Here is a 20,707-nt window from a genome sequence, read left to right on the forward strand (position 1 = left end):
GACGGTAGTGCGCCGGTTTCGGGCTGGCAAAGATTTCTGCCGTCGCATGCTTGAATAAATTCCAAGGAATGTTATTTACATTCCCAGGAATTCAAATGGAGCAGCATCATGGCGACCAGACGACAGTTCATCCGCATCTTCGGTATCGGCGGTGCGGTGGCGGCCCTTGGGGCAGGCGGTATCACCTGGGCCGGCAGCCGTGGTGGCATGCCGGATTCGGCCATTGCCCCCTGGCAGGGACCGACGGAGGCCCTGACCGATCCGCGCCTGCGTGCGGCGGCGACGGCCATGCTGGCCCCGAACCCGCACAACATGCAGTCCTGGTCGATCCGCCTGCATGGCGATGACCGGCTGAGCCTGCATGTGGACCTGGACCGCCTGCTGCCGGACACGGACCCGTACGGGCGGCAGATCCTGATCGGGCAGGGGACGTTTCTGGAACTGTTCCGCATGGCGGCGGCGGCGGAAGGCTGGCGGGCGGACATGAACCTGCTGCCGAACGGCGCATTCCCGCAGGATCGGCTGGATGACCGGCCGGTGGCTGACATCCGCCTGATCCGCGATTCCGCCCTGCGACCGGATCCCCTGTTCGCGCATCATCGTGCGCGCCGCAGCGTCAAGGAAACCTTCGATACCACGCGTCCGGTCGAAGACAGCAAGCTTGCTGTCGTTGCGGCGGAAGCCGGCGACGGGTTCCGGTTCCGGACCACCGGCGATCCGGCCCGGCGACAGGTGCTGCGTGACCTCACCCAGCAGGCGCTTGTGACCGAGATCGAGACCCCCCGGACCCTGAAGGAGAGTGTTGACCGGATGCGGATCGGCCCGGCGGAGGTTGCCGCGAACCCCGATGGCATCGACCTGCTCGGCCCCATGATGTGGTGGGGCACCCGGCTCGGCTTCGTCTCGAAGGAAGATATCCTGACCCCCGGCACCCAGTCGTTTCAGGTCGGACTGGACATGGCCCGTGACCAGGCCCAGTCAGCGATGGCCTTCGGCTGGCTGGTGACACCCGACAACTCGCGGCAGTCCCAGCTGGTTGCGGGAATGCGGTATCTGTGGCTCAACCTGGCGGCCACGGCAGCCGGGGTCGCGATGCATCCGATGAGCCAGTTGCTTCAGGAATATCCGGAGATGACGGACCTGCAACGCGACTTCTACCGCACGGTCGGCGTCGAGGCCCCGCAGCACGTGCAGATGCTGGTCCGCTTCGGCCACGCCGAGCGTCCCGGTCCGAGTCCCCGTCGGCCGGTTCATGCTATCGTTGCCGCATGAGTGATTCCGGCCCGGACAGTCTGACTGAACGTGAGCGGCTCCTTTGGGGGCTGCTCACGTCAGTGGGCATCTGCGCCCAGTTGCTCGGCACCCGCGCGACGGAGGCGCTGGGGGAGGATCTGCCCCCGCCACAGTTCACCATGCTGAACCATTTCGTCGGTGTGCCGCCGCCCGTGAAAACCGTCGGACAGATGGCGCAGGCCTTCCAGGCGCCGCAGCCGGGGATCACCAAGACGGCGCAGAAGCTGATCGCGAAGGGGTTCCTTGCGGCGGAGGACGATCCGGAGGATGGCCGCCGCAAACTGCTGTCGGTCACGGATGCGGGCAGGGCGGCACACATGGCGGCGCTGGTCCGGCTGCGCCCGGACACCCACCTGATCTTCGGCGACTGGAGCGATGACGATCTGGAAGAGCTGAAGGCGCCCCTGTTCCGCCTGAAGCACTGGCTGGACAACAACCGCCACACGAAGGCCCCGGGCCAGCCGGATGCCGCAAAGAAGTGATCGGCAGCGACCTTGCCTCAACCGGCCCCGCCACCAGATGATGAGGCAGTACAGGAGGTGCTGATGCAACGCACGCTGATGACATTCCTCGCACTGCTGGGTGCCCTGGCGCTGGCCACCGGAGCGGCTTCGGCGAAACCGCTGGAGAAGGCGACGGCCTTTCCGCTTGCAATCCATCTGGATTACCGCAGCCATGCCCTGAACATCAACGCGATGCGGCTCGACTGCCGCGTCTTTGCCGCCAATGGCGACCAGGTCGGTCGCGGCACGGCGGAGTGGCGCTTTGATCCGGCGTACCTCTATCGCCGGAACGCGGTGGATGCGGTCATGCCGGTGACGCTCTATCGCGGCACCGAGCCGGATGCCCAGCACAGTTGCAGTTGCACGGCGCGTTTCGACGCCCGCAGCATCTTCTACCGCTCCGGCAGGGACGATTTCGGACAGCGCCCCTGGATGTTCGCCCGCTCCCACCGCTTTGCACCACAGAGCTGCAAGCCCGGCGAACTGCCGGAGGCGCTCTAGGAATGGCTGCCCGCTCACGACTTGACCCCGGACCCGTGCCTGACCCGATCCAGGCGATGGGGATCGACGATGACTATGTCTCCCTGCTGGTGGACACATTCTACGCGCGGGTGCGGCAGAACCCGGAGATCGGGCCGATCTTCGAGAATGCGATTGGCGACAACTGGGACCACCACCTGGCCAAGCTGAAGGATTTCTGGGCCTCCGTCGCCTGGGGCGCGGGGCGCTATTTCGGGCAGCCGGTGCCCGCCCATGCCAGGCACCCGGAGATCGAGGCACGGCACTTCGACGTCTGGCTCGGCCTGTTCCGCGAGACACTGGATGACACCGCGCCCACCCCTGAAGCCGTCGAGCACTTCATGGTAAGGGCCAACCGCATCGCGAAGAGCCTGAAGCTGGTGCTGTTCGGCGTGCCCGGATTCGGCGGCCCCCTGCATGACCATTCTGCCTGAAGGTCTGCGCAAGCATGGGGAGACCCGGGTCTTCGACGAGACTTCGGTTCCGGCGAAGCTGCTCGGCCTGCACGACACCAAACCGGGCGTCTGGGGACGGCTGGTGGTGGAGCAGGGGGCGCTGGATTACATCATCCCCGGCCCCCCTGAGCACGTCGAACGGATCAGCGCCGGAGAATTCGGCGTGATCGAACCGACGGTGCCGCACCGGGTCGGGCTTTGCGGTCCCGTGCGGTTCCGTGTCGAGTTTCTTTCCATGCCTCAGGACTGATCTGCGACTATCCTGTCTGCACACACTTGGGGAGGTGGTGACGATGGCTGAGGGCGACGGACGACGTTTCGGTTTCCTGATGTTCGACAGGTACGAGGAACTGGACCTGATCGGACCCTGGGAAATGGCCACCATGTGGCGCGACTATGCGGGCGGTCCATCCTGCCTGACGGTCAGCCAGAACGGCGGCCCGGTGACCTGCGCCAAGGGCCTTGCCACGGCTGCGGAACATTCCTTCGCCAACTGCCCGCCGCTGGATTACCTGCTTGTGCCCGGCGGCTTCTCGGCCTTCGACGAGATGAAGAACCAGGTGCTGGTGGACTGGGTGCGGGCGCAGGCGCAGACCTGCCAGCACGTTCTGTCCGTCTGTACCGGGGCCTTCATCCTGCAGGCCGCCGGTCTGCTGTCCGGGCGACAGGCAACGACCCACTGGAAGGGCATGGATGGATTGCGGGACCTCGGGGTGGATGTGGTGACGCAGCGCTGGGTGCGCGACGGCACCATCTGGACATCGGCGGGTGTCTCGGCCGGCATGGACCTCACCCTGGGCTTCATCGCCGAGATCGACGGGGAGGCGGCGGCGGGTTCCGTCCAGCACAATGCCGAATATTATCCTGACGGTCGCATCTATGGTGACAATGCCAGCAATTCGGGACTGGAGAACGCGGTATGAGCCGGCTTTCGCGCGATGAACTGAGGGGCAAGGCCCAGACGGTGCTTGGCCTGATCGACCCGGCCGAGCTTGGCCCGACCCTGATGCATGAGCATCTGCTGTGGGACATTCGCACTCCGACGATGAAGTCCGACCCGGATCAGGGGCCGGAGATCAGCCTGTGCAACTGCTGGCAGATCAACTACGGCAACAAGAAAGCCCCCGGCAACTACGTCTTCTTCGACCGGGAAGTGGCAACGACGGAAGTCCGGGCCATGCGCCAGGCAGGCGGGCGCAGCATCGTGGAACTGACGGTTGGCGGTCTGAAACCGGAACCGGAGGGGCTGGTCGGCATCGCGCAGGATACCGACACCCATATCGTCATGGGCTGCGGCCACTATGTCGACGAGTATCAGGATCCGGCGAACCGGGACCGCAGCATCGATGATTTCGCCGCGGAGATGGTCGATCAGGTCACGCTGGGTGCCTGGGGCACGGATATCCGCGCCGGGATCATCGGGGAAATCGGCTGCCAGTCACCCTGGACGGAGCTGGAGAAGCGGGTGATGCAGGGCGCGCTGATCGCCCAGGGTGAGACCGGCGCGGCGCTGAACGTGCATCCCGGACGCGACCCGGACCAGCCGCAGGAGGTCGCGGAGTTCGTTGCCGCGCGTGGTGGTGACATGAGCCGCCTGATCATCAGCCATATCGACCGCACAATCTTCGATGACGAGCGGCTGTTCCGGCTGGCCGACACAGGCTGCATCATCGAACTGGACCTGTTCGGGCAGGAACAGTCCTACTACAACCTCAATCCGAGGATCGACCTGCCCAACGATGCGGAACGGCTGCGCTGGATGCGGCGGCTGATCGACCGGGGGCACCTGGATCAGATCGTGATCTCCCACGACATCTGCTACCGCACCCGCCTCAGCCAGTTCGGCGGTCACGGCTATGGCCACATCTTCCAGAACGTGGTCCCGATCATGCGCCGTCGCGGCTTCTCGGAGGCCGAGATCGACCGCATCATCGTCGAGACGCCGAGGCGCCTGCTGACCTTCGTCTGAGGGCTATTTCAGGCAGCCGAGTTCGTCGTAGCGGGGCTTCAGTGTCTCGAAGCTGCTCGGCGTCCAGTTGGCGGCGTCATCCTCCAGCGTTTCGCGCTGGTTCGCATCCAGACGGCTGCGCAGCACGCCGAGGGTATTGAGGATATAGCGCTCCGAGGTGTAGCTGGCGCTCTCGCCGAAGGTCTCCAGCGCCACACGGGACCAGAAGTAGGCGGTGTCCGTGTCGCCGCCCCCCTCCGCATAGCGGTAGAGCGTGCGCAACTGGGCCATGGCATTGCCCTGCAGCGCCGCCAGCTCGTCGCAGCGCGCGCCGGGGTCGTCAGCGCGACCGGTGCTGTAAAGGCGGCGGGCCTTCAGCGCTATGGCATGGCCATAGCCGGCATTGGCGGCGCGGGTGAGCCAGGCCTCAGCCACCCTGGAGTCCGGTGTGCCGAGGACATATTGCGCCGGCACGAAGCCGCCTTCCGCAGCCCGTTCCAGCTTGCCGTTGATCAGCCTGGACATCTGCTGGCGATCCCCTTCGGGGCGGCCATAGTCGGCCTGGATCAGCAGGGCCCAGGGGGCTCCGGCCTCGGCATGGGGGATCACCAGCCGTTCAGCCAGCTTGTATTCCCCACGCTCGATAGCCGTCAGGATCGGCATGGCGCTGCCCCTGGCCGCTTCGGGGATGTAGGGGAGCAGATCGTCGGCCACCGGGTGTGCCGGCCCGACAGGGGTGACGGAGACCCAGAACCGGTTCAGCGGCACGCCCTCGAACACGAACATGGTCGCGCCGACGCGCCGCTCGATCCGGTAGGCCCCGAAGCGCGGCCGCATCCAGCTCTCCAGGCCCAGTTCCCCGGCCCAGCGTTTCACCGCTTCGCGCGCCGAGACCTCCCGCGCGTGATCCAGCCCGGCAAGTTGCGGCTCCAGCAGCGCGGCGATGTCGGCAAAGGCGTAGAGGCCGGGATCGGCGGACGGCAGCAGCGGAATCTCCATGCGCAGCCCGGCCAGCGCGCCGTCGCGGCTGAACAGCACGGCGCCGACGGTCTCCCCGTTCTCCGGCCCGATCTGGACCCGGAGGGTTGTCGGGTCCCAGGGCACCTGCGCCTCGCGGATGCGCGCGCCCTCGAAGACCGGCAGGGTCATCAGATGCTTGATCACCGCATCCGCGTTCCTGTCGAAGGTGCGGGCCTGATAGGCCTGGGCGGTGCCAGCCAGAAACAGCAGGGCGAGGGCAGGCAGCAACAGGCTGCGAAACAGGGTCACGTGCTATTCTCCCGACCGGTACATGGGTGAAATCGAGTCTGCCATGGCTGGATGCCCGGCGCTGGCGCAACGGTCACATTCCCGGGGGCAGGGGTCAGAGCGCGGATGTCTGCACGTTGGCGTCGGGACGCGCGAAGGTGCCGGGTTTCAGTCGGGTGCCGAGGCCGGGGCCGGAGGGCGGATGCACGATGCCATTGCGCACTTCGGGCAGGTTCTCCGCGATCTCGTTGTACCAGCCCGTGTAGAAGGCGCGGACGAACTCCTGAATCAGCGCGTTCGGCTGTGACAGCACAAGATGCACGGAGGCCGCGAACTGCAGCGGCCCGGTGCAGTCGTGCGGCGCGATGGGCAGACCGGCGGCGTCTGCCAGCGCCGCGATCCGCCGCGCCTCCGTCAGTCCGCCACACCAGCCGAGGTCGGGCATGACGACGGAGATGTCGCCGGTGGCAATCAGACGCGACCAGTCGCGCAGGCCCCCGACGGTCTCGGAGGCCGTGATCATGGAACTGGTGGCACGGCGCACCGCTGCGTAGCCGGACAGGTTGTCGGCGCGGACGGGATCCTCAATCCAGTAGGGGCGATAGGGTTCCAGGGCCTGCGCGATGCGTGCGGCGGTCGGTGGGCTGAACAGGCCGTGCAGTTCGCACATGATGTCGATCCGGTCGCCCACGGCCGCGCGGATCTTGCGGAACGGATCGATGGCGCGATCCAGTTCGGCAGTATTGATGTCGTACCCGCCCGTGCGCTCGGCGGCAAAGTCGAAGGGCCAGATCTTCATGCCGGTGATCCCCTCCGACAGCAGGCTCTCGGCCAGGGCACCGGCGTTGTGCAGAAAGCCTTCCAGGTCCTCGTACGGTCCCTCCGCATCGCCGCCGATGCCCCAGTTGCCGGTCTCCTGCCGCGGTGTGCTGCGGACATAGCGATAGCCGGCGCAGGTGTTGTAGACGCGGATGCAGGGACGGCTGAGGCCGCCGAGCAACTGGTGGATCGGCAGTCCGCCGGCCCGTCCGGCAAGGTCGTGCAGCGCCAGATCAATGGCGGAGCGGCCGCGGGTCTCCGCCCCCGATCCGGAGTAGCCGACATAGGGCTGCAGCGCCTGGAACAGGCCGTTGATCTGGCGCGGGTCGCGCCCGAGCAGCACTTCTGCGGCTGTCTCATGAACATAGGCAGCGGCAGCGCGGGCACCATAGAATATCTCGCCGACGCCTTCCGTGCCGTCATCCGCTGTCAGGCGGACCCAGAGCAGATTGGGAAATTCATCCAGGATCAGGGTGTCGACGCGTTCGATCTTCATGGCTGCAACCTGCTTTCAAGTCTCCGGAGCGTGGCGGTTATCACAATGGTAACCGGGATGTGCGGCAATGTGTGACGTCCGTGCGTTGCAGGTATGAAGTGACCTTCCGATCTTGTGATGCAGGAGAGGAGACAGACCATGGCACTTGCGCGGTTCACGATCTGCCCGGAGACGACCGAAGACAATCCGGATGATTGGGCGATCTTCGTGCCAGAGGATGATGGTGCCCTTGTGCGTCAGCCCTATGACCGTGAAAGCCGCACCGGAGAACTGATCCGTCTCGATGGTCCGCTGTTCTCGGGCGGCGGCGACTTCGCCGACCACCTGCGTGCCATCGTGCCGCCAAGCGGGCCGATCACGATCATGATGCATGGTTTCCAGTACGCCCCCGAGGCACCGCCCAGCGCACCGGCGCGCAAGGCCGCGAATCCCCACAGCCAGGTCTTTCACTTCGAGGAGCCGGATGTCGTTCCCGGCGGTCCGCAGGAAGTGCTGAGCCACGCCACACCCTGGCCGAAGCGGCTGGGCTTTGACGATGACGACGGGCAGAGCGGACTGGCCATAGCCTTCGCCTGGTCCAGTCATCCGGCCTATCGCAGCGGCACCTGGCGTGACTGGCTCTCCAGCGTTTCATGGCGCAAGCGCGGCGCCACGACCTATTACGCCCGCGCTTACCGCCGCGCGCCTGTGGCCGGTATCGCCCTGGCGGCTCTGATTGCGCGGATCGGGGAGGTCGCGCCGGGGCGCCCGATCCGTCTCTTCGCGCACAGCCTGGGCAGTCTGGTCGCGATCACTGCCCTGCGAATCCTGGCCAGTCGCCGCCACCCGGCGTTGCGCAATGTTGACCGGGTGGTCCTGCTTTCCGGTGCATCGCACTGCGGCCATGCCCGATTGGCGCTGCAGGAAATCCTGCATGCCGGCGTCGGCCAGCCGCGCATCTACAATCTGATGACCAGCCGGGACGCGGTGCTGGAGTTCTGGGGGCGGCGCTTCGCGTCATTCGTCTCGCGGGAGGAACTGGGATTGCCGCGCGGCTGGGCACGCTTCAGCCGGATGCTGAACGGCGGCAGCGTGATCGGCCGTCACGGCAAGCCGTCGTTCATCCGCTATCGCCGCTGGCTGGACATCCAGGTCGACAGTCCCGCGATCATGCGGGCGTTCGACCTGCGACCGGCTCCGCACAAGGTTGATCACTGGACCCTGTTCACCAATCCGAGCTTTGCCACGTTTGCAGGCATGCTGTTGCGACAGGAGAATCCGTTGCGGCATTTCGATCTCGTCTTCCGTCACGGGCTGGACCACAGCGAACACAGACAGGGGGCTGCGACGGTTGCGCGGCGCGCCTGAACGTCGTTGCCGTTCGTAGGTTGATTGGTCGCACGCCGTTAGTGGTTGATGCTCCCGCTCAGCCGTGGCATTCACACCGCTCAGCCGCACACGGTCTGGCCCCTGTATCATCGGGAATCACGGCTTCATGTCCGAAACGCACGGAAACGTTGAGATCAAGGGCAGTTCCGACCGCGGTTTCGGACTGGTCTTCACTGCGGTCTTCGTCATCGTCGGACTCCTGCCGCTGCTCGGTGACGGGCAGATCAGGATCTGGGCGCTCATCGTTGCCGCGCTCATCCTGGCAATCTCCTTCATCCGTCCGACCCTGCTGGCGCCGCTGAACCTGATCTGGTTCAAGTTCGGCATGCTGCTCGGCAAGGTCATGACGCCCATCGTCATGGGACTGCTCTACTTCGTGACGATCACGCCGATCGGCCTGATCATGCGCGCCGTGGGCAAGGACCCGTTGCGGACGAAGCTGGAGCCTGAGGCCGAGACCTATTGGCAGAAGCGCGACACCGAGAGCAACCCGCTTAGTTCCATGCGCGATCAGTATTGAGGGCGATATGTCGTTTCTGCAGGAATTCTGGAAGTTTCTGAGGGTCCGGAAGAAGTTCTGGCTGCTGCCGATCATGCTGATGATGGCACTGTTCGGCGGTATCGTGGTCCTGACCCAGGGCTCCGCCGTCGCTCCGTTCATCTACACGCTTTTCTGATCGCCGATGCGTATCCTCGGCATCTCCGCTTTCTATCACGACAGTGCGGCCGTCCTGATCGAGGACGGGCAGATCATCGCAGGCGCGCAGGAGGAACGGTTCACCCGGCGCAAGCATGACGCCCGCTTCCCCCGCCACGCCATAGACTATTGCCTGGCGATTGCCGGGTGCGGGCTGGATGATGTGGAATATGTCGCATTCTACGACAAGCCGTTCCTGAAGTTCGAGCGGCTGCTGGAGACCTATGTCGCCTCCGCGCCGCGGGGCTTCAAATCCTTCAGTGTCGCAATGCCGGTCTGGCTGCGGGAAAAGCTGTTCCTGAAGGACCTGCTCTACAAGCAGCTTCGCGAGATCTCGGACAACTTCGAGGACCGGTCGAAGATCCTGTTCGCGGAACATCACTTCAGCCATGCTGCCAGTGCCTTCTATCCGTCTCCGTTCGAGGAGGCGGTGGTTCTGACCCTGGACGGTGTCGGCGAGTGGGCGACAACCACGGTTGCCATCGGGCGTGGCAAGGATCTGACGATCGAGCGGGAAATCCATTTCCCCCACTCCATCGGCCTGCTCTATTCCGCCTTCACCTACTACACCGGCTTCAAGGTCAATTCCGGCGAGTACAAGGTCATGGGCCTGGCTCCTTACGGGGAACCGCGCTTCAAGGACCTGATCATGGACAAGCTGATCGATGTGAAGGACGACGGTTCCTTCCGCATGGATCAGCGGTATTTCAACTATGCCACCGGCCTGACCATGACCAACAGGCGCTTCGCCGACCTGTTCGGAGAGCCGGTCCGCAAGCCGGATGCGGAGCCGCTGACCCAGTTCCACATGGATGTCGCCGCCTCTGTCCAGGCCGTGACGGAAGAGGTGGTGCTGCGCCTGACACGGTCCCTGGCTGCCGAGTTCGGTATCGAGAACCTCTGCATGGCCGGTGGGGTTGCCCTGAACTGTGTCGCCAACGGCAAGATCCTGCGCGACGGCGCCTTCCGGAACGTCTGGGTACAACCGGCTGCCGGAGACGCAGGCGGTGCCATCGGCGCTTCTCTGGCCGCCTGGCACCAGGAACTGAAACAGGAGCGGGTGGTGCACCCCGGCGATGCCATGCGCGGTTCCTACGTGGGCCCCGAATATTCGACGGCGGAGATCGAGGCTGCGCTGGACGAAGCGGGCGCGGTCTACGAGACGCTGACCCATTCCGACATGATTGACACCACCGCCCGTGCCCTGGCGGAAGGGCAGGCAGTCGGCTGGTTCCAGGGGCGTATGGAGTTCGGCCCCAGGGCGCTTGGCAATCGCTCGATCCTCGGTGATCCGCGCTCACCCGACATGCAGAAGACCCTGAATCTGAAGGTGAAATATCGGGAAAGCTTCAGACCCTTCGCACCATCGGTGCTTCGGGAGGATGTTTCGGACTGGTTCGAGATCGATTCCGACAGTCCCTACATGCTGATGGTTGCCGATGTGGCAGAGAACCGCCGCCGCCAGATGACGGATGAGGAGCAGGCCCTGTTCGGTATCGAGAAGCTGAATGTCGTCCGGTCCGAGATCCCTGCGGTCACGCATGTCGACTATTCGGCCCGCATCCAGACCGTGAAGGCTGACGTGAATCCCGAGTATCACGCCCTGATCAGCCGCTTCAAGGGACTGACGGGCTGTCCCATCGTCGTCAACACGAGCTTCAATGTGCGCGGTGAGCCCATTGTCTGCACGCCTGGCGATGCCTTCCGCTGTTTCATGGGGACGGAGCTGGATGTCCTGGTCTGCGGAGACACGGTACTGCGCAAGGACCGCCAGCCCGCCCACCTGAAACAGACATATGAGGACAAGTACGAACTCGATTGATCCGGCCTGTCGGGAGATCGCGCGAGGCGTGTTAACCGAATTCGCTTGCTATTGGTCCCGGAAAATGTTCGTTGTCAGTCATCGCATGGGATTCATGTGACGATCCGGGTGGCCGATCAAGATGCGCCACCGCCAATACAATAGCTGTCATCCCCCGCCTTCAGGCTTGGTCGTGACCGCGACCGATGGAAGACGCTAGTTGAAAAACGACACCTTTGAAGGCCTTGCCGGGCCGGACCTCGCGACAAAGACCGCTGAGAGCAAAGACAGGCAGACAGTCCAACACAACGTGAATTTCGCGCAGACCGCCGTCGTGGCAGGTCGCGATTTCTGACCGTTCAATCGCGTCAGCGGAATTCCCACGAGTCACCCATACCAACCAACACCATGCAGAAGGAACAAGCATCATGGCTACAGGTACAGTGAAATGGTTCAACGGCACCAAGGGTTACGGCTTCATCGCACCCGATGAGGGCGGAAACGACGTGTTCGTTCACATCAGCGCCGTCGAGCGTGCAGGCATGAATGGCCTGAACGAAGGCGACAAGATCAGCTACGAGATCGAAGTCGACCGCAACCGCGGCAAGTCTTCCGCAGTGAACCTGCAGGCCGAGTAATCATCTGTCGTGCTGCGCCCACTTCGGTGAGCGCGGCACGCATGTGATGACCTATGGTCACGAAGAAGCGTCAGCCTGCATGTCAGGCTGGCGCTTTTTTCGTTGTTGCCTGTACGATGGGACCCGCCGTTCACCGGCACCCTGGTCCGGAGAGGGATCAGCAGCATCAGCAATGGGGCCGGAATGGTGGTGGAACGTCCTGCGCAGAATGTGACCGGCAAACCTGTAAAACGCGTGCGGCGCAATCCCGGGGAAACCCGTCGCCGCATTCTGGATGCCGCGACCGCCGAATTCTCCGCTGTCGGTTTCGAGGGTGGGCGGATCGAGAGCATCGCGCGCCGCGCCCGCGCCAATGCGCGCATGATCTATCACTATTTCGGCGACAAGGCCGGGCTCTATGTCGCCGTTCTGGAGCAGGCCCTGGGTGACCTTCGGGAAGCGGAGCTTCAGCTTGCGGTCGACAGCTTCGGCCCGCGGGAGGCGCTTCTGCGGTTGTTCGATTTCATCTCCGGGCATTTTGACCGCCACCCGGAACTGGTGAAGCTGCTGTCCGGTGAGAACCTGCTTGAGGCCGTGCATCTGCGCCGGTCGGAGGCGACGCCGGTGATCTCGTCGCCCCTGCTGGGGCTCGTGACGCAACTGGTGCATCGCGGCGCGTCCGACAGCAGCCTGCGGCGCGGCATGGACCCGCTGCACCTCTATGTCACCATGGTCGCGCTCAGCTATTTCCATCTCTCCAACGCGGCCACGCTGTCGGTGATCTTCACGCTGGATCTGCGGGATGAGGCCTGGCGCGAGAACCATCGGGCCATGGCCCGCCAGATGCTGGATGCCTATCTGGCACCTGTTGCCTAATTCGCGTGCAGCCGGTCCGGCCCTGTCTGAAATTCGGGCACGATACCGCCCCCGACAGCACGCGCCGTCAGGATTTGACGCTCAAGCAATTGAATTCAAATGAGAAAGGGGAAGGGGCGGATCTGGCACGTTTCCTGAATTATTTGTAAATGAATATTTACTTAGCCCCGTCTGGGTGATGATCATCCTGGCCGGGCGAGAGCAGGAGGCGGGAATGAAGAAATGGTTGGGACTGGCAATCGCCGGGGTGATGGGCGCGACGGCATTCGCGGCATCGGCTGAGCAGAAGATCGGGTTCATCTATGTCGGCCCGGCGGCTGACTATGGCTACAACATGTCGATGGACCTCGGGCGTGAGCACGTGGAGAAGTCGATCGAGGGCGTCAGCACCACGACCTTCGAGGCGATTCCGGAGTCCGCCGAGGTGGAGCGGGTGATGGAACGGCTGATCAGCACCGACCACAACATCATCTTCGCCACCAGCTATGGCTATCTGGATCATGCCATCAAGCTGGGCAAGAAGTACCCGGAGGTCTCCTTCCTGCACGCCGGTGGCCTGAAGACGTCCGGCAATGTCGGGACCTACTGGGCGGATTCGGATGACGGCATGTATCTGGCCGGTGTTGTCGCGGGCTCCGTGACCAAGACCAACAAGCTGGGTTTCGTCGGCGCCTTCCAGATTCCGCAGCTCTTCCGCTCCATCAACGCCTTCACCCTCGGGGCGCAGTCCGTGAACCCGGACGTGACCACGACAGTCGTCTGGACCGGTGGCTGGTGGGAGCCGCAGAAGGAGGCGGAGGCCGTCAATGCCTTTGCCGACCAGGGAATCGACGTGATCGCCGAACAGGTGGACTCGCCGATCACCATCGCCCAGACGGCCGAAAAGCGGAACGTCTTCATCATCGGCAAGGATGTGGACATCTCTGACCGGGCACCGAACGCCTGGCTGACCGGTGTGTCCTGGAACTGGGGGCCGATGATGGTCGACCTGGTGAAGGAAATCCAGGCCGGGACCTGGAAGCCGAGCCATGTGCGTGGTGATCTGGCCAGCGGCCATGCGGTTCTGGATCCCTTTGGCAAGAACGTGCCGGAGGATGTCCGCAGCAAGGTGCTGGCGCTGAAGCAGGCCATCATCAGCGGCGAGAAGGAAGTCTGGTCCGGCCTGATCGTCAGCCAGGACGGAACGGTCGTCTCGAAGGCCGGTGAGACCATGCCCATGGAGAAGGTCGAGAGCATGGACTACCTGGTCAAGGGCGTGACGGGAGCGAGCAACTGATGACTGACGCAGGCAAGGGGGGCGGCAAGGCGATGGGTGCCGCCCCGGGAGAAAGCTGGCAGGTCACGCCTGCGCAGGTCGACATGACCCGGCCGACGCCGGCGCCGAAGCCGCTGTCGGTTGCGGCGGAACCGCAGGACATCGTGGTGGACGCGCACAAGTCCGCGCTGATGATCGTCGACATGCAGAACGATTTCTGCACGGAAGGCGGATGGCTGCACAGCCGGGGCATCGATGTTTCGCCCAACCGGGCGCCGATCGAACCGCTGCGACGGCTGGTCGATGGTTTCCGCGCTGCCGCCCTGCCGGTCATCTGGGTCAACTGGGGGGTGCGCAAGGATCTGCTGAACATCCATCCCTCCCTGCTGCATGCCCACAATCCGACGGGCACGGAGGTGGATCTGGGCAGTCCCGTGCCCGGCACCCGCTCCGAGGTGCTGCGCAAGGGCAGTTGGGGTGCCGAGGTCGTCGACGAGATCAATCCGGGCAAGCGCGACATCCAGATCCTGAAGCACCGTTTCAGTGCCTTCTGGGATACCGAGACAGATGCCGTGCTGCGCAACCTTGGTGTGAAGACCCTCTTCATCGGCGGCGTGAACATGGACCAGTGCGTGATGACCACGCTGGAGGACGCCAGTTTCCTGGGCTACGACACGATCCTGGTGGAGGATGGCTCCGCCACGACGTCGCCCGACTACTGCGTGCAGTCGGTGCTTTACAATGTGAAGCTGCTCTACGGCTTCGTGACAGGTTCGGACGCCCTGTTGCAGGGGCTTTCGGACGCCGGACTTTCCGGAGGATCGGTCTGATGGCGAGTTTCTCGGGCCGGGCGGCCGAACTGGGGATCGAACTGCCGCAGGTGCCGGTGCCCATCGCCAACTTCCGTCCCTTCAGCCTGCACGGTGATCTGGTGATCCTTGCCGGTCAGACCTGCGAATGGAATGGCACCATGACCCTGCGGGGCAAGATCGGTCTGGACCATGATCTCGAGGCAGGGATCAAGGCGGCGCGCATCTGTGGTCTCAACCTGATCGCGGCCCTGGCGCTGGCCTGCAATGACGATCTGGACAGGGTTGCCAACTGTCTGCGGCTTGGTGGCTTCGTCAATGCGCCGGCCGATTTCGATCTCGTGCCGAAGGTGATCAACGGTGCATCGGACCTCATGCACGAGTTCTTCGGCGAGATCGGCGCCCATGCCCGCACGGCGGTCGGCGTCGAGACCCTGCCGCAACGGGCGGCCGTCGAGGTCGATGCCATGTTCGCCCTGCACCCGGCCTGATGCCCGGGCGACTGATCCAGTTGCGCGGCATCACGCGGCGCTTCGGGTCGCTGGTGGCGAATGATGATGTCAGCATCGAGATTGAATCCGGTAGCTGCCTCGCGCTGCTGGGGGAGAACGGGGCCGGCAAGAGCACGCTGATGAAGGTGCTCTATGGCGCGATCCAGCCGGATTCGGGCGACATCCTGATCGACGGCCGGCAACAGCAGTTCCGTGGCCCTGCTGATGCCATGGCGGTGGGCATCGGCATGGTGTTCCAGCAGTTCTCCCTGGTGCCCGCGCTGACCGTGCGGGAGAATCTGCTGCTGGCCAGTCCACGGGCACCGTGGTTGCAGGTGCCGGGTGCGCCCGGTCTCGATACCGTGCTTGAGGTGCTTTCCCGGCTTGCCCCCGATCTGGACCCCCGGTCCCGCGTCGCCGATCTGGCGGTGGGGGAGCGACAGCTGATCGAACTGGCGAAGGTGCTGAACCTCGACGCCCGGACCATCATCCTCGATGAGCCGACATCCGTGCTGACCCCGGCGGAGACCCAGCGTCTCTACGGGCTGATCAACGAGATGGTGGCCGACGGCAAGGCCGTGGTGATGATCACGCACAAGCTGGCCGATGTGGCTGCCTGCGCGGACCGGACCGCCATCATGCGGCGGGGGAAGCTGATCCATGCCGGGCCGACGCGGGACATGTCCCGCCAGCAGATGGTGGATAGCATGATCGGGGCTGGCAGTCCGGCCTCGGCAAGTCCGCCGCCACCGCCGGACCGCAATGTGGCCCGCGTGGTTGTCCGCGAACTTGGCGCACGCACGGAAACCCAGCAGGTCCAGGGCATCAGCCTCGAGGTCGCTCCGGGCGAACTGCTGGGCATCGCCGGTGTCGTCGGCAACGGCCAGACGGTGCTGGCGGAGGCGCTGGCGGGCCTGCATCCGCTGACGGCAGGCGATGTCACCGTGGACGGTATTTCGGTTGCATGGCGTCCGACGCCGCCTGTGCCGGATGGGCGCGTGGCCCATATTCCCGAACAGCCGATGCTGAACGCCGTGGTGCCGACGCTGGATCTGGCGGCCAACCTGCAGATGCGCGATATCCGCCGGCGGTCGTTCTGGCAGTTCGGCCGACGCGGGCAGGCCGATCTGACCGTCCGGCTGCAGGCCGCCGATGTGCGCCCCCCGGAACCGTCGCGGCTGACCGGCACCCTGTCCGGCGGCAACCTGCAGAAGCTGGTGCTGGGTCGTGAACTGGCCGGGGAGCCGTCGCTGATCGTTGCCTGCTATCCCACCATGGGGCTGGATGTCGCCGCGACCAGAACCGTCTATCGCCAGCTCTTCGCCCATCTGGCGCGCGGTGCGTCGATCATCTGGTTCTCCGAGGAACTGGACGATCTGCTGGAGTATGCGCACCGGATCGCCGTGCTGCGGGACGGGCGCATCGCCGGGATCAGGAACCGCGATCAGGCCGACAGGGCCGGAATCGGGGATCTGATGCTGATGCATGACATGGCCCGGAGCGCCTGATGCCGACCCTTGCCAGACATGAACGGCTTGCCGGTGCGGCGCTTGCCGCGCTGGCCTTCATCATCGTTGCGCTGGGCTTCTTTGCCGTGATCGGCGAGCCGCCCCTCGCGACCCTGCTCTCGATGGCCGAATATGCCGTCGGCGACCGCTATTCCCTGTCCGAGACGCTGGTGAAGATGACGCCGATCCTGTTCTGCGCCCTGGCGGCCATCGTCCCCGCCCGTCTTGGACTGATCTCCGTCGGTGCGGAAGGACAGTTCCATGTCGGCGCCCTGATCGGCACCGGCATGATGCTCTGGACGCAGCCGTTCGATGGCTGGCTGCTGCTGCCGCTGGTGCTGTTGGGGGGCGCGGCGGGCGGTGCACTCTATGGCTGGCTGCCGGGGATTCTGCGGGCGCGCCTGTCGGTCAACGAGACCATCACCACCCTTCTGCTGAACTATGTGGGGGTGCTGATGGTCAGTGCCGCGGTCTACGGGCCGTGGAAGGATCCGGGGAATCTGGGCTGGCCCGCCACCATCGCCTTCCCCGATGCGGCAGTCCTGCCGCAGCTCTTCGGAACACGGGTCCATGCGGGGCTTCTGCTCGGCCTGCTGCTGGCGCTCTGCCTGCACGTGCTCTTCCGTTTCAGCCGCTGGGGCCAGTCGCTGGACATCCTGAAGGGCAATGTCCGGGTGGGACGGATGATGGGGCTGGACTATCGCCGCCATGTCATCATCGTCATGGCGCTGGGCGGGGCACTTGCCGGGCTTGCCGGGATCGGGGAGACCTCGGTCATCCAGGGTCGGCTGCAGCCGGGCATTTCCGTGGGCTATGGCCTGACCGGATTTCTGGTGGCCTGGCTGGCGGGGCACAACGCCCTGCTGGCGATCCCGGTCTCCTTCCTGATCGGCGGCCTGATCGCGGCGGGGGACACCTTGCAGCTTTTCAACAAGATTCCGGCCTCCAGCGCCACCGTGCTGCAGGGTCTGATGTTCGCCACCGCGCTGGCGGTGCCGGGTCTGATTGCCCTCTGGAGGTCGCGTCGTGGATGAGGCAACGCTGATCCTGATCGCGGGATGGGTCGCGGCGATCCTGCGCAGCGCGACGCCGTTGCTGTTCGTCACTCTGGGCGAGACCCTTTCCCAGCGCGTCGGCATCATCAATCTGGGTATCGAGGGGGAGATGCTGGCCGGGGCCTGTTTCGGCTTCGCCGCCGCGGCGACCACCGGTGATCCGCTGCTGGGCCTGATCGCCGGCGGTGCGGCCGGTGTGGTGCTGTCCATGGTCCATGCCGGTCTCTGCATCGGGCTTGGGGCAAACCAGTTCGGCAGCGGGCTGGCCGTCTGGATGATCGGACTCGGCATCACGTCCTTTTACGGCCGCGCCTTCGTCGGCGGCCAGGTGGATGCCAGCGGCAGTCTCGGCGGTTCATGGCTCGGCGACAGCCCGGTACTGGCACAATTGCTGGACAATCTGAGCTGGACCGCGCTCGCCGCTGTCCTGCTTGTCCTGCTGGCGGGCTTTCTGCTCTACCGCACCCGCACGGGTCTGGCCTGGAGGACGGTCGGCGAGGCACCGGAGGCGGCGCGCGCCGCGGGGCTGTCCGTGCCGCGCATCCAGGTCTCCGGGGTCCTGCTGGGCGGGTTCCTTGCCGGTGTCGGCGGGGCGGTGCTTTCCGTCGACTATACGCAGACCTGGGCGCAGGAGATGACCAAGGGCAGGGGGCTCGTGGCCGTGGGGCTGGTGATCGTCGCGCGCTGGAATCCCTATCTCGTACTGCCGACGGTGCTTGTCTTCGGCGGCGCGGAAGCGGCGGTGACCCGGCTCCAGGCGGGCGGTTTCGTCCTTTCCAGCCACGTCCTGGCCAGCCTGCCCTACATCATTGCATTGCTGGTCGTTGTCGGTGCCTATGCCTGGGGGCGGCGCGGTTCGGGTATGCCCGAGGGGCTGAAAGGCGTTTTCGCGGTCCGGGGTTCCTGACCAACCAGGTCTGTGTCTGTCGCAACACTTGAACCCCGGAACACGCTAGGTGAATGCCAGACCGTCGAAATCGCCCTTGTCCCGCCAGCCCTTCAGGTACCTGAAATAGGCGGAGGCCCCGGCCGGATAGCCGACCCGCAGCCGGGATTCCGCTGTCGGTTCCTGGCCTTCGTTGTTGTAATAGCCAGGCGTGCAGTCCGGCGATGCGCCGATCATGCGTCCTGACCCGGTCAGCAGCAGGTCGATCCAGGCCTGTTCGGCCTCTGCCGTCACCTCCACCTCCGACGCGCCGTTTGCCAGCGCATGCTGGACGATGGCGGCAATCGTCCGGCCTGACTCGGTCAGGTTGTGCGGCACGTTGGAGATCAGGTTGGCGCCCTGGGTCGGCTGCACGATGAAGGCATTGGGAAAGCCGTGCACGTGGATGCCGTGCTTGGTCCGCATCCCCTCCGACCAGTGTTCGGACAGCAGCTTGCCGTTCCGTCCCTTCAGGTCGAAACCGGCCCGGCGATGGTACTCGGTCCCGACCTCGAAGCCGGAAGCATAGATGATGCAGTCGACGGGATACTCGGTGCCCGCCACGACGACACCCGTCGCCGTGATCCGTTCCACGCCCTTGCCATCCGTGTCGATCAGATGCGTGCCGGGTTCGTTGAACGCCTGCAGGTAGGCATCGTGAAAGCAGGGCCGCTTGCAGAGCTGCCGGTACCAGGCCTTCAGGTTCTCGGCGGTTTCCGGGTCATTGACGATGGCCTCGGCGCGGGCGCGGATCTCCTCCATCTTCTCGAAGTCGGCATCCTCCCAGGCGGCAAGCATGTTCTGCGGGGTTATCTGGTCCGGGGGGAGTTGCATGATCTTCGTGCGTATGCGCCGTGCCAGATCGGTCCAGCCGTCCTGCACCAGATCCTCGCTGGCCTGGCCGCCGGTCTGATTGTCGGTGAAGTTCTCCAGCCAGCGCTGCTGCCATCCCGGCGTCGCGATCTCCGCGAACCAGTCGGCATCGATGGGGCGGTTGTCGCGGACATCGACGGAGGACGGCGTGCGCTGAAACACGAACAGCTCGGCGCAGGCGCGCGCCAGGTGCGGCACGCACTGAACGGATGTGGCACCGGTGCCGATGATCGCGACGCGCTTGTCCGCCAGCTTCTCCAGCGGCGCGCCGGACGGGTCGCCGCCGGTATAGTCATAGTCCCAGCGGCTGGTATGGAACGAATGCCCCCGGAAGTCCTCGACCCCCGGAATTCCGGGCAGCTTCGGTACATGCAGCGGACCCGTTCCCATGCCGACGAACTGTGCGGTGAAACGGTCGCCGCGATTGGTCTCGATCCGCCAGCGTGTGGCTGCCTCGTCCCATTCCAGTGCCGAGACCTCGGTGTGGAACAGCGCATTGTCGTACAGGCCGTACTGGCGCCCGATGCGCTGGCAGTGGGCCAGGATCTCCGGCGCATGGGCGTATTTCTCGGTCGGCATGTGACCGGTTTCCTCCAGCAGCGGCATGTAGACCATGGAGGCCGTGTCACACTTCGCGCCGGGATAGCGGTTCCAGTACCAGGTGCCGCCGAAGTCGCCACCCTTCTCGATGATCCGGATGTCCCGGACCCCTGCCTCTGTCAGTCGTGCGCCAGTGACCAGCCCGGCGAAGCCGCCGCCGATGAAGGCGAAGGTGACGTGGTCCGTCACCGGCTCCCGCTCGACCCGTGGCGTGTATGGATCATCCAGGTAGTGCGCCAGCTGCCCCTTCAGTTCCAGATACTGGGCATTGCCATCGGGCCGCAGCCGCTTGTCGCGCTCCTGGCGGTATTTCCGGCGCAAGGCCTCCTTGTCGATTGCTGCCTTGCTGCCATCCGCGGCCATGACCTGTTCTCCCTCGAAAAACCTGCGCGGGCACTTTCCGGTGGCAGAGCACTCAATTCAAGCCCCGGACGTCCGATCACGCGCCCGTGCGTCAGACTTTCCTTTCGGTTCAGGGGGGCTAGATCAGTCGGTGGCCGCTTCACGACAGGGGCACCGTTTGCAACAATGCGTGCCTCTCCTGCGGAGTG

At 64.9% G+C, this 20,707-nt stretch carries 23 protein-coding genes; 20 read left to right on the forward strand and 3 right to left on the reverse strand.

What is annotated here, in order from left to right; translation table 11 throughout:
• The first annotated feature begins 108 nt into the window (after positions 1 to 108).
• From QGV55_RS05930 to QGV55_RS05960, 7 genes are all read left to right on the forward strand, one after another.
• On the forward strand, positions 109 to 1,272 hold the full coding sequence (locus QGV55_RS05930) for a hypothetical protein (protein ID WP_281017775.1): 1,164 nt from the start codon (positions 109 to 111) through the stop codon (positions 1,270 to 1,272).
• A gap of 62 nt (positions 1,273 to 1,334) precedes the next feature.
• Complete coding sequence (locus QGV55_RS05935; protein ID WP_281017774.1) at positions 1,335 to 1,775, forward strand: MarR family transcriptional regulator; 441 nt, start codon at positions 1,335 to 1,337, stop codon at positions 1,773 to 1,775.
• A 63-nt stretch (positions 1,776 to 1,838) separates the two neighbouring features.
• Entirely contained in the window at positions 1,839 to 2,297 is a 459-nt protein-coding gene (locus tag QGV55_RS05940) for a hypothetical protein (protein WP_281017773.1), read from the forward strand.
• A gap of 2 nt (positions 2,298 to 2,299) precedes the next feature.
• On the forward strand, positions 2,300 to 2,749 hold the full coding sequence (locus QGV55_RS05945; RefSeq protein WP_281017772.1) for a group III truncated hemoglobin: 450 nt from the start codon (positions 2,300 to 2,302) through the stop codon (positions 2,747 to 2,749).
• On the forward strand, positions 2,733 to 3,020 hold the full coding sequence (locus QGV55_RS05950) for a DUF1971 domain-containing protein (RefSeq protein WP_281017771.1): 288 nt from the start codon (positions 2,733 to 2,735) through the stop codon (positions 3,018 to 3,020). The genes QGV55_RS05945 and QGV55_RS05950 overlap by 17 nt, the downstream gene beginning before the upstream one ends.
• A gap of 43 nt (positions 3,021 to 3,063) precedes the next feature.
• On the forward strand, positions 3,064 to 3,693 hold the full coding sequence (locus tag QGV55_RS05955) for a DJ-1/PfpI family protein (RefSeq protein ID WP_281017770.1): 630 nt from the start codon (positions 3,064 to 3,066) through the stop codon (positions 3,691 to 3,693).
• A complete protein-coding gene (locus tag QGV55_RS05960) occupies positions 3,690 to 4,739 on the forward strand; it encodes a hypothetical protein (RefSeq protein WP_281017769.1) in 1,050 nt (349 codons plus the stop codon). Before QGV55_RS05955 ends, QGV55_RS05960 begins: the two co-directional genes overlap by 4 nt.
• A gap of 3 nt (positions 4,740 to 4,742) precedes the next feature.
• Here QGV55_RS05960 and QGV55_RS05965 read toward each other — a convergent pair whose 3' ends face one another.
• Together QGV55_RS05965 and QGV55_RS05970 are read right to left on the reverse strand one after the other, a co-directional pair.
• The gene (locus QGV55_RS05965) at positions 4,743 to 5,987 is read right to left on the reverse strand and encodes a hypothetical protein (RefSeq protein WP_281017768.1); all 1,245 of its coding nucleotides are present in this window, start codon (positions 5,985 to 5,987) and stop codon (positions 4,743 to 4,745) included.
• Positions 5,988 to 6,081: 94 nt separating this feature from the next.
• Complete coding sequence (locus QGV55_RS05970) at positions 6,082 to 7,281, reverse strand: mandelate racemase/muconate lactonizing enzyme family protein (RefSeq protein ID WP_281017767.1); 1,200 nt, start codon at positions 7,279 to 7,281, stop codon at positions 6,082 to 6,084.
• Between the two features lie 138 nt (positions 7,282 to 7,419).
• On the opposite strand from QGV55_RS05970, the gene QGV55_RS05975 reads away from it, so the two are divergent.
• The 13 genes from QGV55_RS05975 to QGV55_RS06035 all read left to right on the forward strand — a co-directional run bounded on the left by QGV55_RS05975 (position 7,420) and on the right by QGV55_RS06035 (position 18,665).
• Positions 7,420 to 8,628 carry an alpha/beta hydrolase gene (locus tag QGV55_RS05975; protein WP_281017766.1) on the forward strand — a complete coding sequence of 403 codons (1,209 nt, stop codon included), beginning with the start codon at positions 7,420 to 7,422 and terminating at the stop codon, positions 8,626 to 8,628.
• 127 nt (positions 8,629 to 8,755) lie between these two features.
• Positions 8,756 to 9,169, forward strand: a complete 414-nt coding sequence (locus QGV55_RS05980; RefSeq protein ID WP_281017765.1) for an SxtJ family membrane protein — start codon at positions 8,756 to 8,758, stop codon at positions 9,167 to 9,169.
• A gap of 7 nt (positions 9,170 to 9,176) precedes the next feature.
• Positions 9,177 to 9,326, forward strand: coding sequence for a DUF5989 family protein (locus QGV55_RS05985; RefSeq protein WP_281017764.1), 150 nt, complete (start codon positions 9,177 to 9,179; stop codon positions 9,324 to 9,326).
• Between the two features lie 6 nt (positions 9,327 to 9,332).
• Positions 9,333 to 11,168 carry a carbamoyltransferase gene (locus QGV55_RS05990; RefSeq protein ID WP_281017763.1) on the forward strand — a complete coding sequence of 612 codons (1,836 nt, stop codon included), beginning with the start codon at positions 9,333 to 9,335 and terminating at the stop codon, positions 11,166 to 11,168.
• Between the two features lie 199 nt (positions 11,169 to 11,367).
• On the forward strand, positions 11,368 to 11,502 hold the full coding sequence (locus QGV55_RS05995) for a hypothetical protein (protein WP_281017762.1): 135 nt from the start codon (positions 11,368 to 11,370) through the stop codon (positions 11,500 to 11,502).
• A 73-nt stretch (positions 11,503 to 11,575) separates the two neighbouring features.
• The gene (locus tag QGV55_RS06000) at positions 11,576 to 11,785 is read left to right on the forward strand and encodes a cold-shock protein (protein ID WP_281017761.1); all 210 of its coding nucleotides are present in this window, start codon (positions 11,576 to 11,578) and stop codon (positions 11,783 to 11,785) included.
• 234 nt (positions 11,786 to 12,019) lie between these two features.
• The gene (locus tag QGV55_RS06005) at positions 12,020 to 12,640 is read left to right on the forward strand and encodes a TetR family transcriptional regulator (RefSeq protein WP_281017760.1); all 621 of its coding nucleotides are present in this window, start codon (positions 12,020 to 12,022) and stop codon (positions 12,638 to 12,640) included.
• 214 nt (positions 12,641 to 12,854) lie between these two features.
• Positions 12,855 to 13,916 (forward strand): BMP family ABC transporter substrate-binding protein, encoded by a 1,062-nt coding sequence (locus tag QGV55_RS06010; protein ID WP_281020083.1) that lies wholly within the window; start codon positions 12,855 to 12,857, stop codon positions 13,914 to 13,916.
• Complete coding sequence (locus QGV55_RS06015) at positions 13,916 to 14,725, forward strand: isochorismatase family cysteine hydrolase (protein WP_281017758.1); 810 nt, start codon at positions 13,916 to 13,918, stop codon at positions 14,723 to 14,725. Before QGV55_RS06010 ends, QGV55_RS06015 begins: the two co-directional genes overlap by 1 nt.
• A complete protein-coding gene (locus tag QGV55_RS06020; protein WP_281017757.1) occupies positions 14,725 to 15,195 on the forward strand; it encodes a RidA family protein in 471 nt (156 codons plus the stop codon). Before QGV55_RS06015 ends, QGV55_RS06020 begins: the two co-directional genes overlap by 1 nt.
• Complete coding sequence (locus QGV55_RS06025) at positions 15,195 to 16,703, forward strand: ATP-binding cassette domain-containing protein (RefSeq protein WP_281017756.1); 1,509 nt, start codon at positions 15,195 to 15,197, stop codon at positions 16,701 to 16,703. The genes QGV55_RS06020 and QGV55_RS06025 overlap by 1 nt, the downstream gene beginning before the upstream one ends.
• A complete protein-coding gene (locus QGV55_RS06030) occupies positions 16,703 to 17,737 on the forward strand; it encodes an ABC transporter permease (RefSeq protein ID WP_281017755.1) in 1,035 nt (344 codons plus the stop codon). Before QGV55_RS06025 ends, QGV55_RS06030 begins: the two co-directional genes overlap by 1 nt.
• Positions 17,730 to 18,665 carry an ABC transporter permease gene (locus QGV55_RS06035; RefSeq protein WP_281017754.1) on the forward strand — a complete coding sequence of 312 codons (936 nt, stop codon included), beginning with the start codon at positions 17,730 to 17,732 and terminating at the stop codon, positions 18,663 to 18,665. The genes QGV55_RS06030 and QGV55_RS06035 overlap by 8 nt, the downstream gene beginning before the upstream one ends.
• Before the next feature lie 45 nt (positions 18,666 to 18,710).
• Here QGV55_RS06035 and QGV55_RS06040 read toward each other — a convergent pair whose 3' ends face one another.
• On the reverse strand, positions 18,711 to 20,519 hold the full coding sequence (locus QGV55_RS06040; protein ID WP_281017753.1) for an NAD(P)/FAD-dependent oxidoreductase: 1,809 nt from the start codon (positions 20,517 to 20,519) through the stop codon (positions 18,711 to 18,713).
• Between the last annotated feature and the right edge of the window lie 188 nt (positions 20,520 to 20,707).

The organism is Minwuia sp. IMCC3009 (assembly GCF_029909415.1).
Taxonomy (GTDB): domain Bacteria; phylum Pseudomonadota; class Alphaproteobacteria; order Minwuiales; family Minwuiaceae; genus Minwuia.

Bases quoted from the DNA above. Each gene is read 5' to 3' on its own strand.
- QGV55_RS05930 (WP_281017775.1), top strand. From the start codon at position 109: ATGGCGACCAGACGACAGTTCATCCGCATCTTCGGTATCGGCGGTGCG.
- QGV55_RS05940 (WP_281017773.1), top strand. From the start codon at position 1,839: ATGCAACGCACGCTGATGACATTCCTCGCACTGCTGGGTGCCCTGGCG.
- QGV55_RS05945 (WP_281017772.1), top strand. From the start codon at position 2,300: ATGGCTGCCCGCTCACGACTTGACCCCGGACCCGTGCCTGACCCGATC.
- QGV55_RS05950 (WP_281017771.1), top strand. From the start codon at position 2,733: ATGACCATTCTGCCTGAAGGTCTGCGCAAGCATGGGGAGACCCGGGTC.
- QGV55_RS05955 (WP_281017770.1), top strand. From the start codon at position 3,064: ATGGCTGAGGGCGACGGACGACGTTTCGGTTTCCTGATGTTCGACAGG.
- QGV55_RS05960 (WP_281017769.1), top strand. From the start codon at position 3,690: ATGAGCCGGCTTTCGCGCGATGAACTGAGGGGCAAGGCCCAGACGGTG.
- QGV55_RS05970 (WP_281017767.1), bottom strand. From the start codon at position 7,281: ATGAAGATCGAACGCGTCGACACCCTGATCCTGGATGAATTTCCCAAT.
- QGV55_RS05975 (WP_281017766.1), top strand. From the start codon at position 7,420: ATGGCACTTGCGCGGTTCACGATCTGCCCGGAGACGACCGAAGACAAT.
- QGV55_RS05980 (WP_281017765.1), top strand. From the start codon at position 8,756: ATGTCCGAAACGCACGGAAACGTTGAGATCAAGGGCAGTTCCGACCGC.
- QGV55_RS05985 (WP_281017764.1), top strand. From the start codon at position 9,177: ATGTCGTTTCTGCAGGAATTCTGGAAGTTTCTGAGGGTCCGGAAGAAG.
- QGV55_RS05990 (WP_281017763.1), top strand. From the start codon at position 9,333: ATGCGTATCCTCGGCATCTCCGCTTTCTATCACGACAGTGCGGCCGTC.
- QGV55_RS06000 (WP_281017761.1), top strand. From the start codon at position 11,576: ATGGCTACAGGTACAGTGAAATGGTTCAACGGCACCAAGGGTTACGGC.
- QGV55_RS06010 (WP_281020083.1), top strand. From the start codon at position 12,855: ATGAAGAAATGGTTGGGACTGGCAATCGCCGGGGTGATGGGCGCGACG.
- QGV55_RS06015 (WP_281017758.1), top strand. From the start codon at position 13,916: ATGACTGACGCAGGCAAGGGGGGCGGCAAGGCGATGGGTGCCGCCCCG.
- QGV55_RS06020 (WP_281017757.1), top strand. From the start codon at position 14,725: ATGGCGAGTTTCTCGGGCCGGGCGGCCGAACTGGGGATCGAACTGCCG.
- QGV55_RS06025 (WP_281017756.1), top strand. From the start codon at position 15,195: ATGCCCGGGCGACTGATCCAGTTGCGCGGCATCACGCGGCGCTTCGGG.
- QGV55_RS06030 (WP_281017755.1), top strand. From the start codon at position 16,703: ATGCCGACCCTTGCCAGACATGAACGGCTTGCCGGTGCGGCGCTTGCC.
- QGV55_RS06040 (WP_281017753.1), bottom strand. From the start codon at position 20,519: ATGGCCGCGGATGGCAGCAAGGCAGCAATCGACAAGGAGGCCTTGCGC.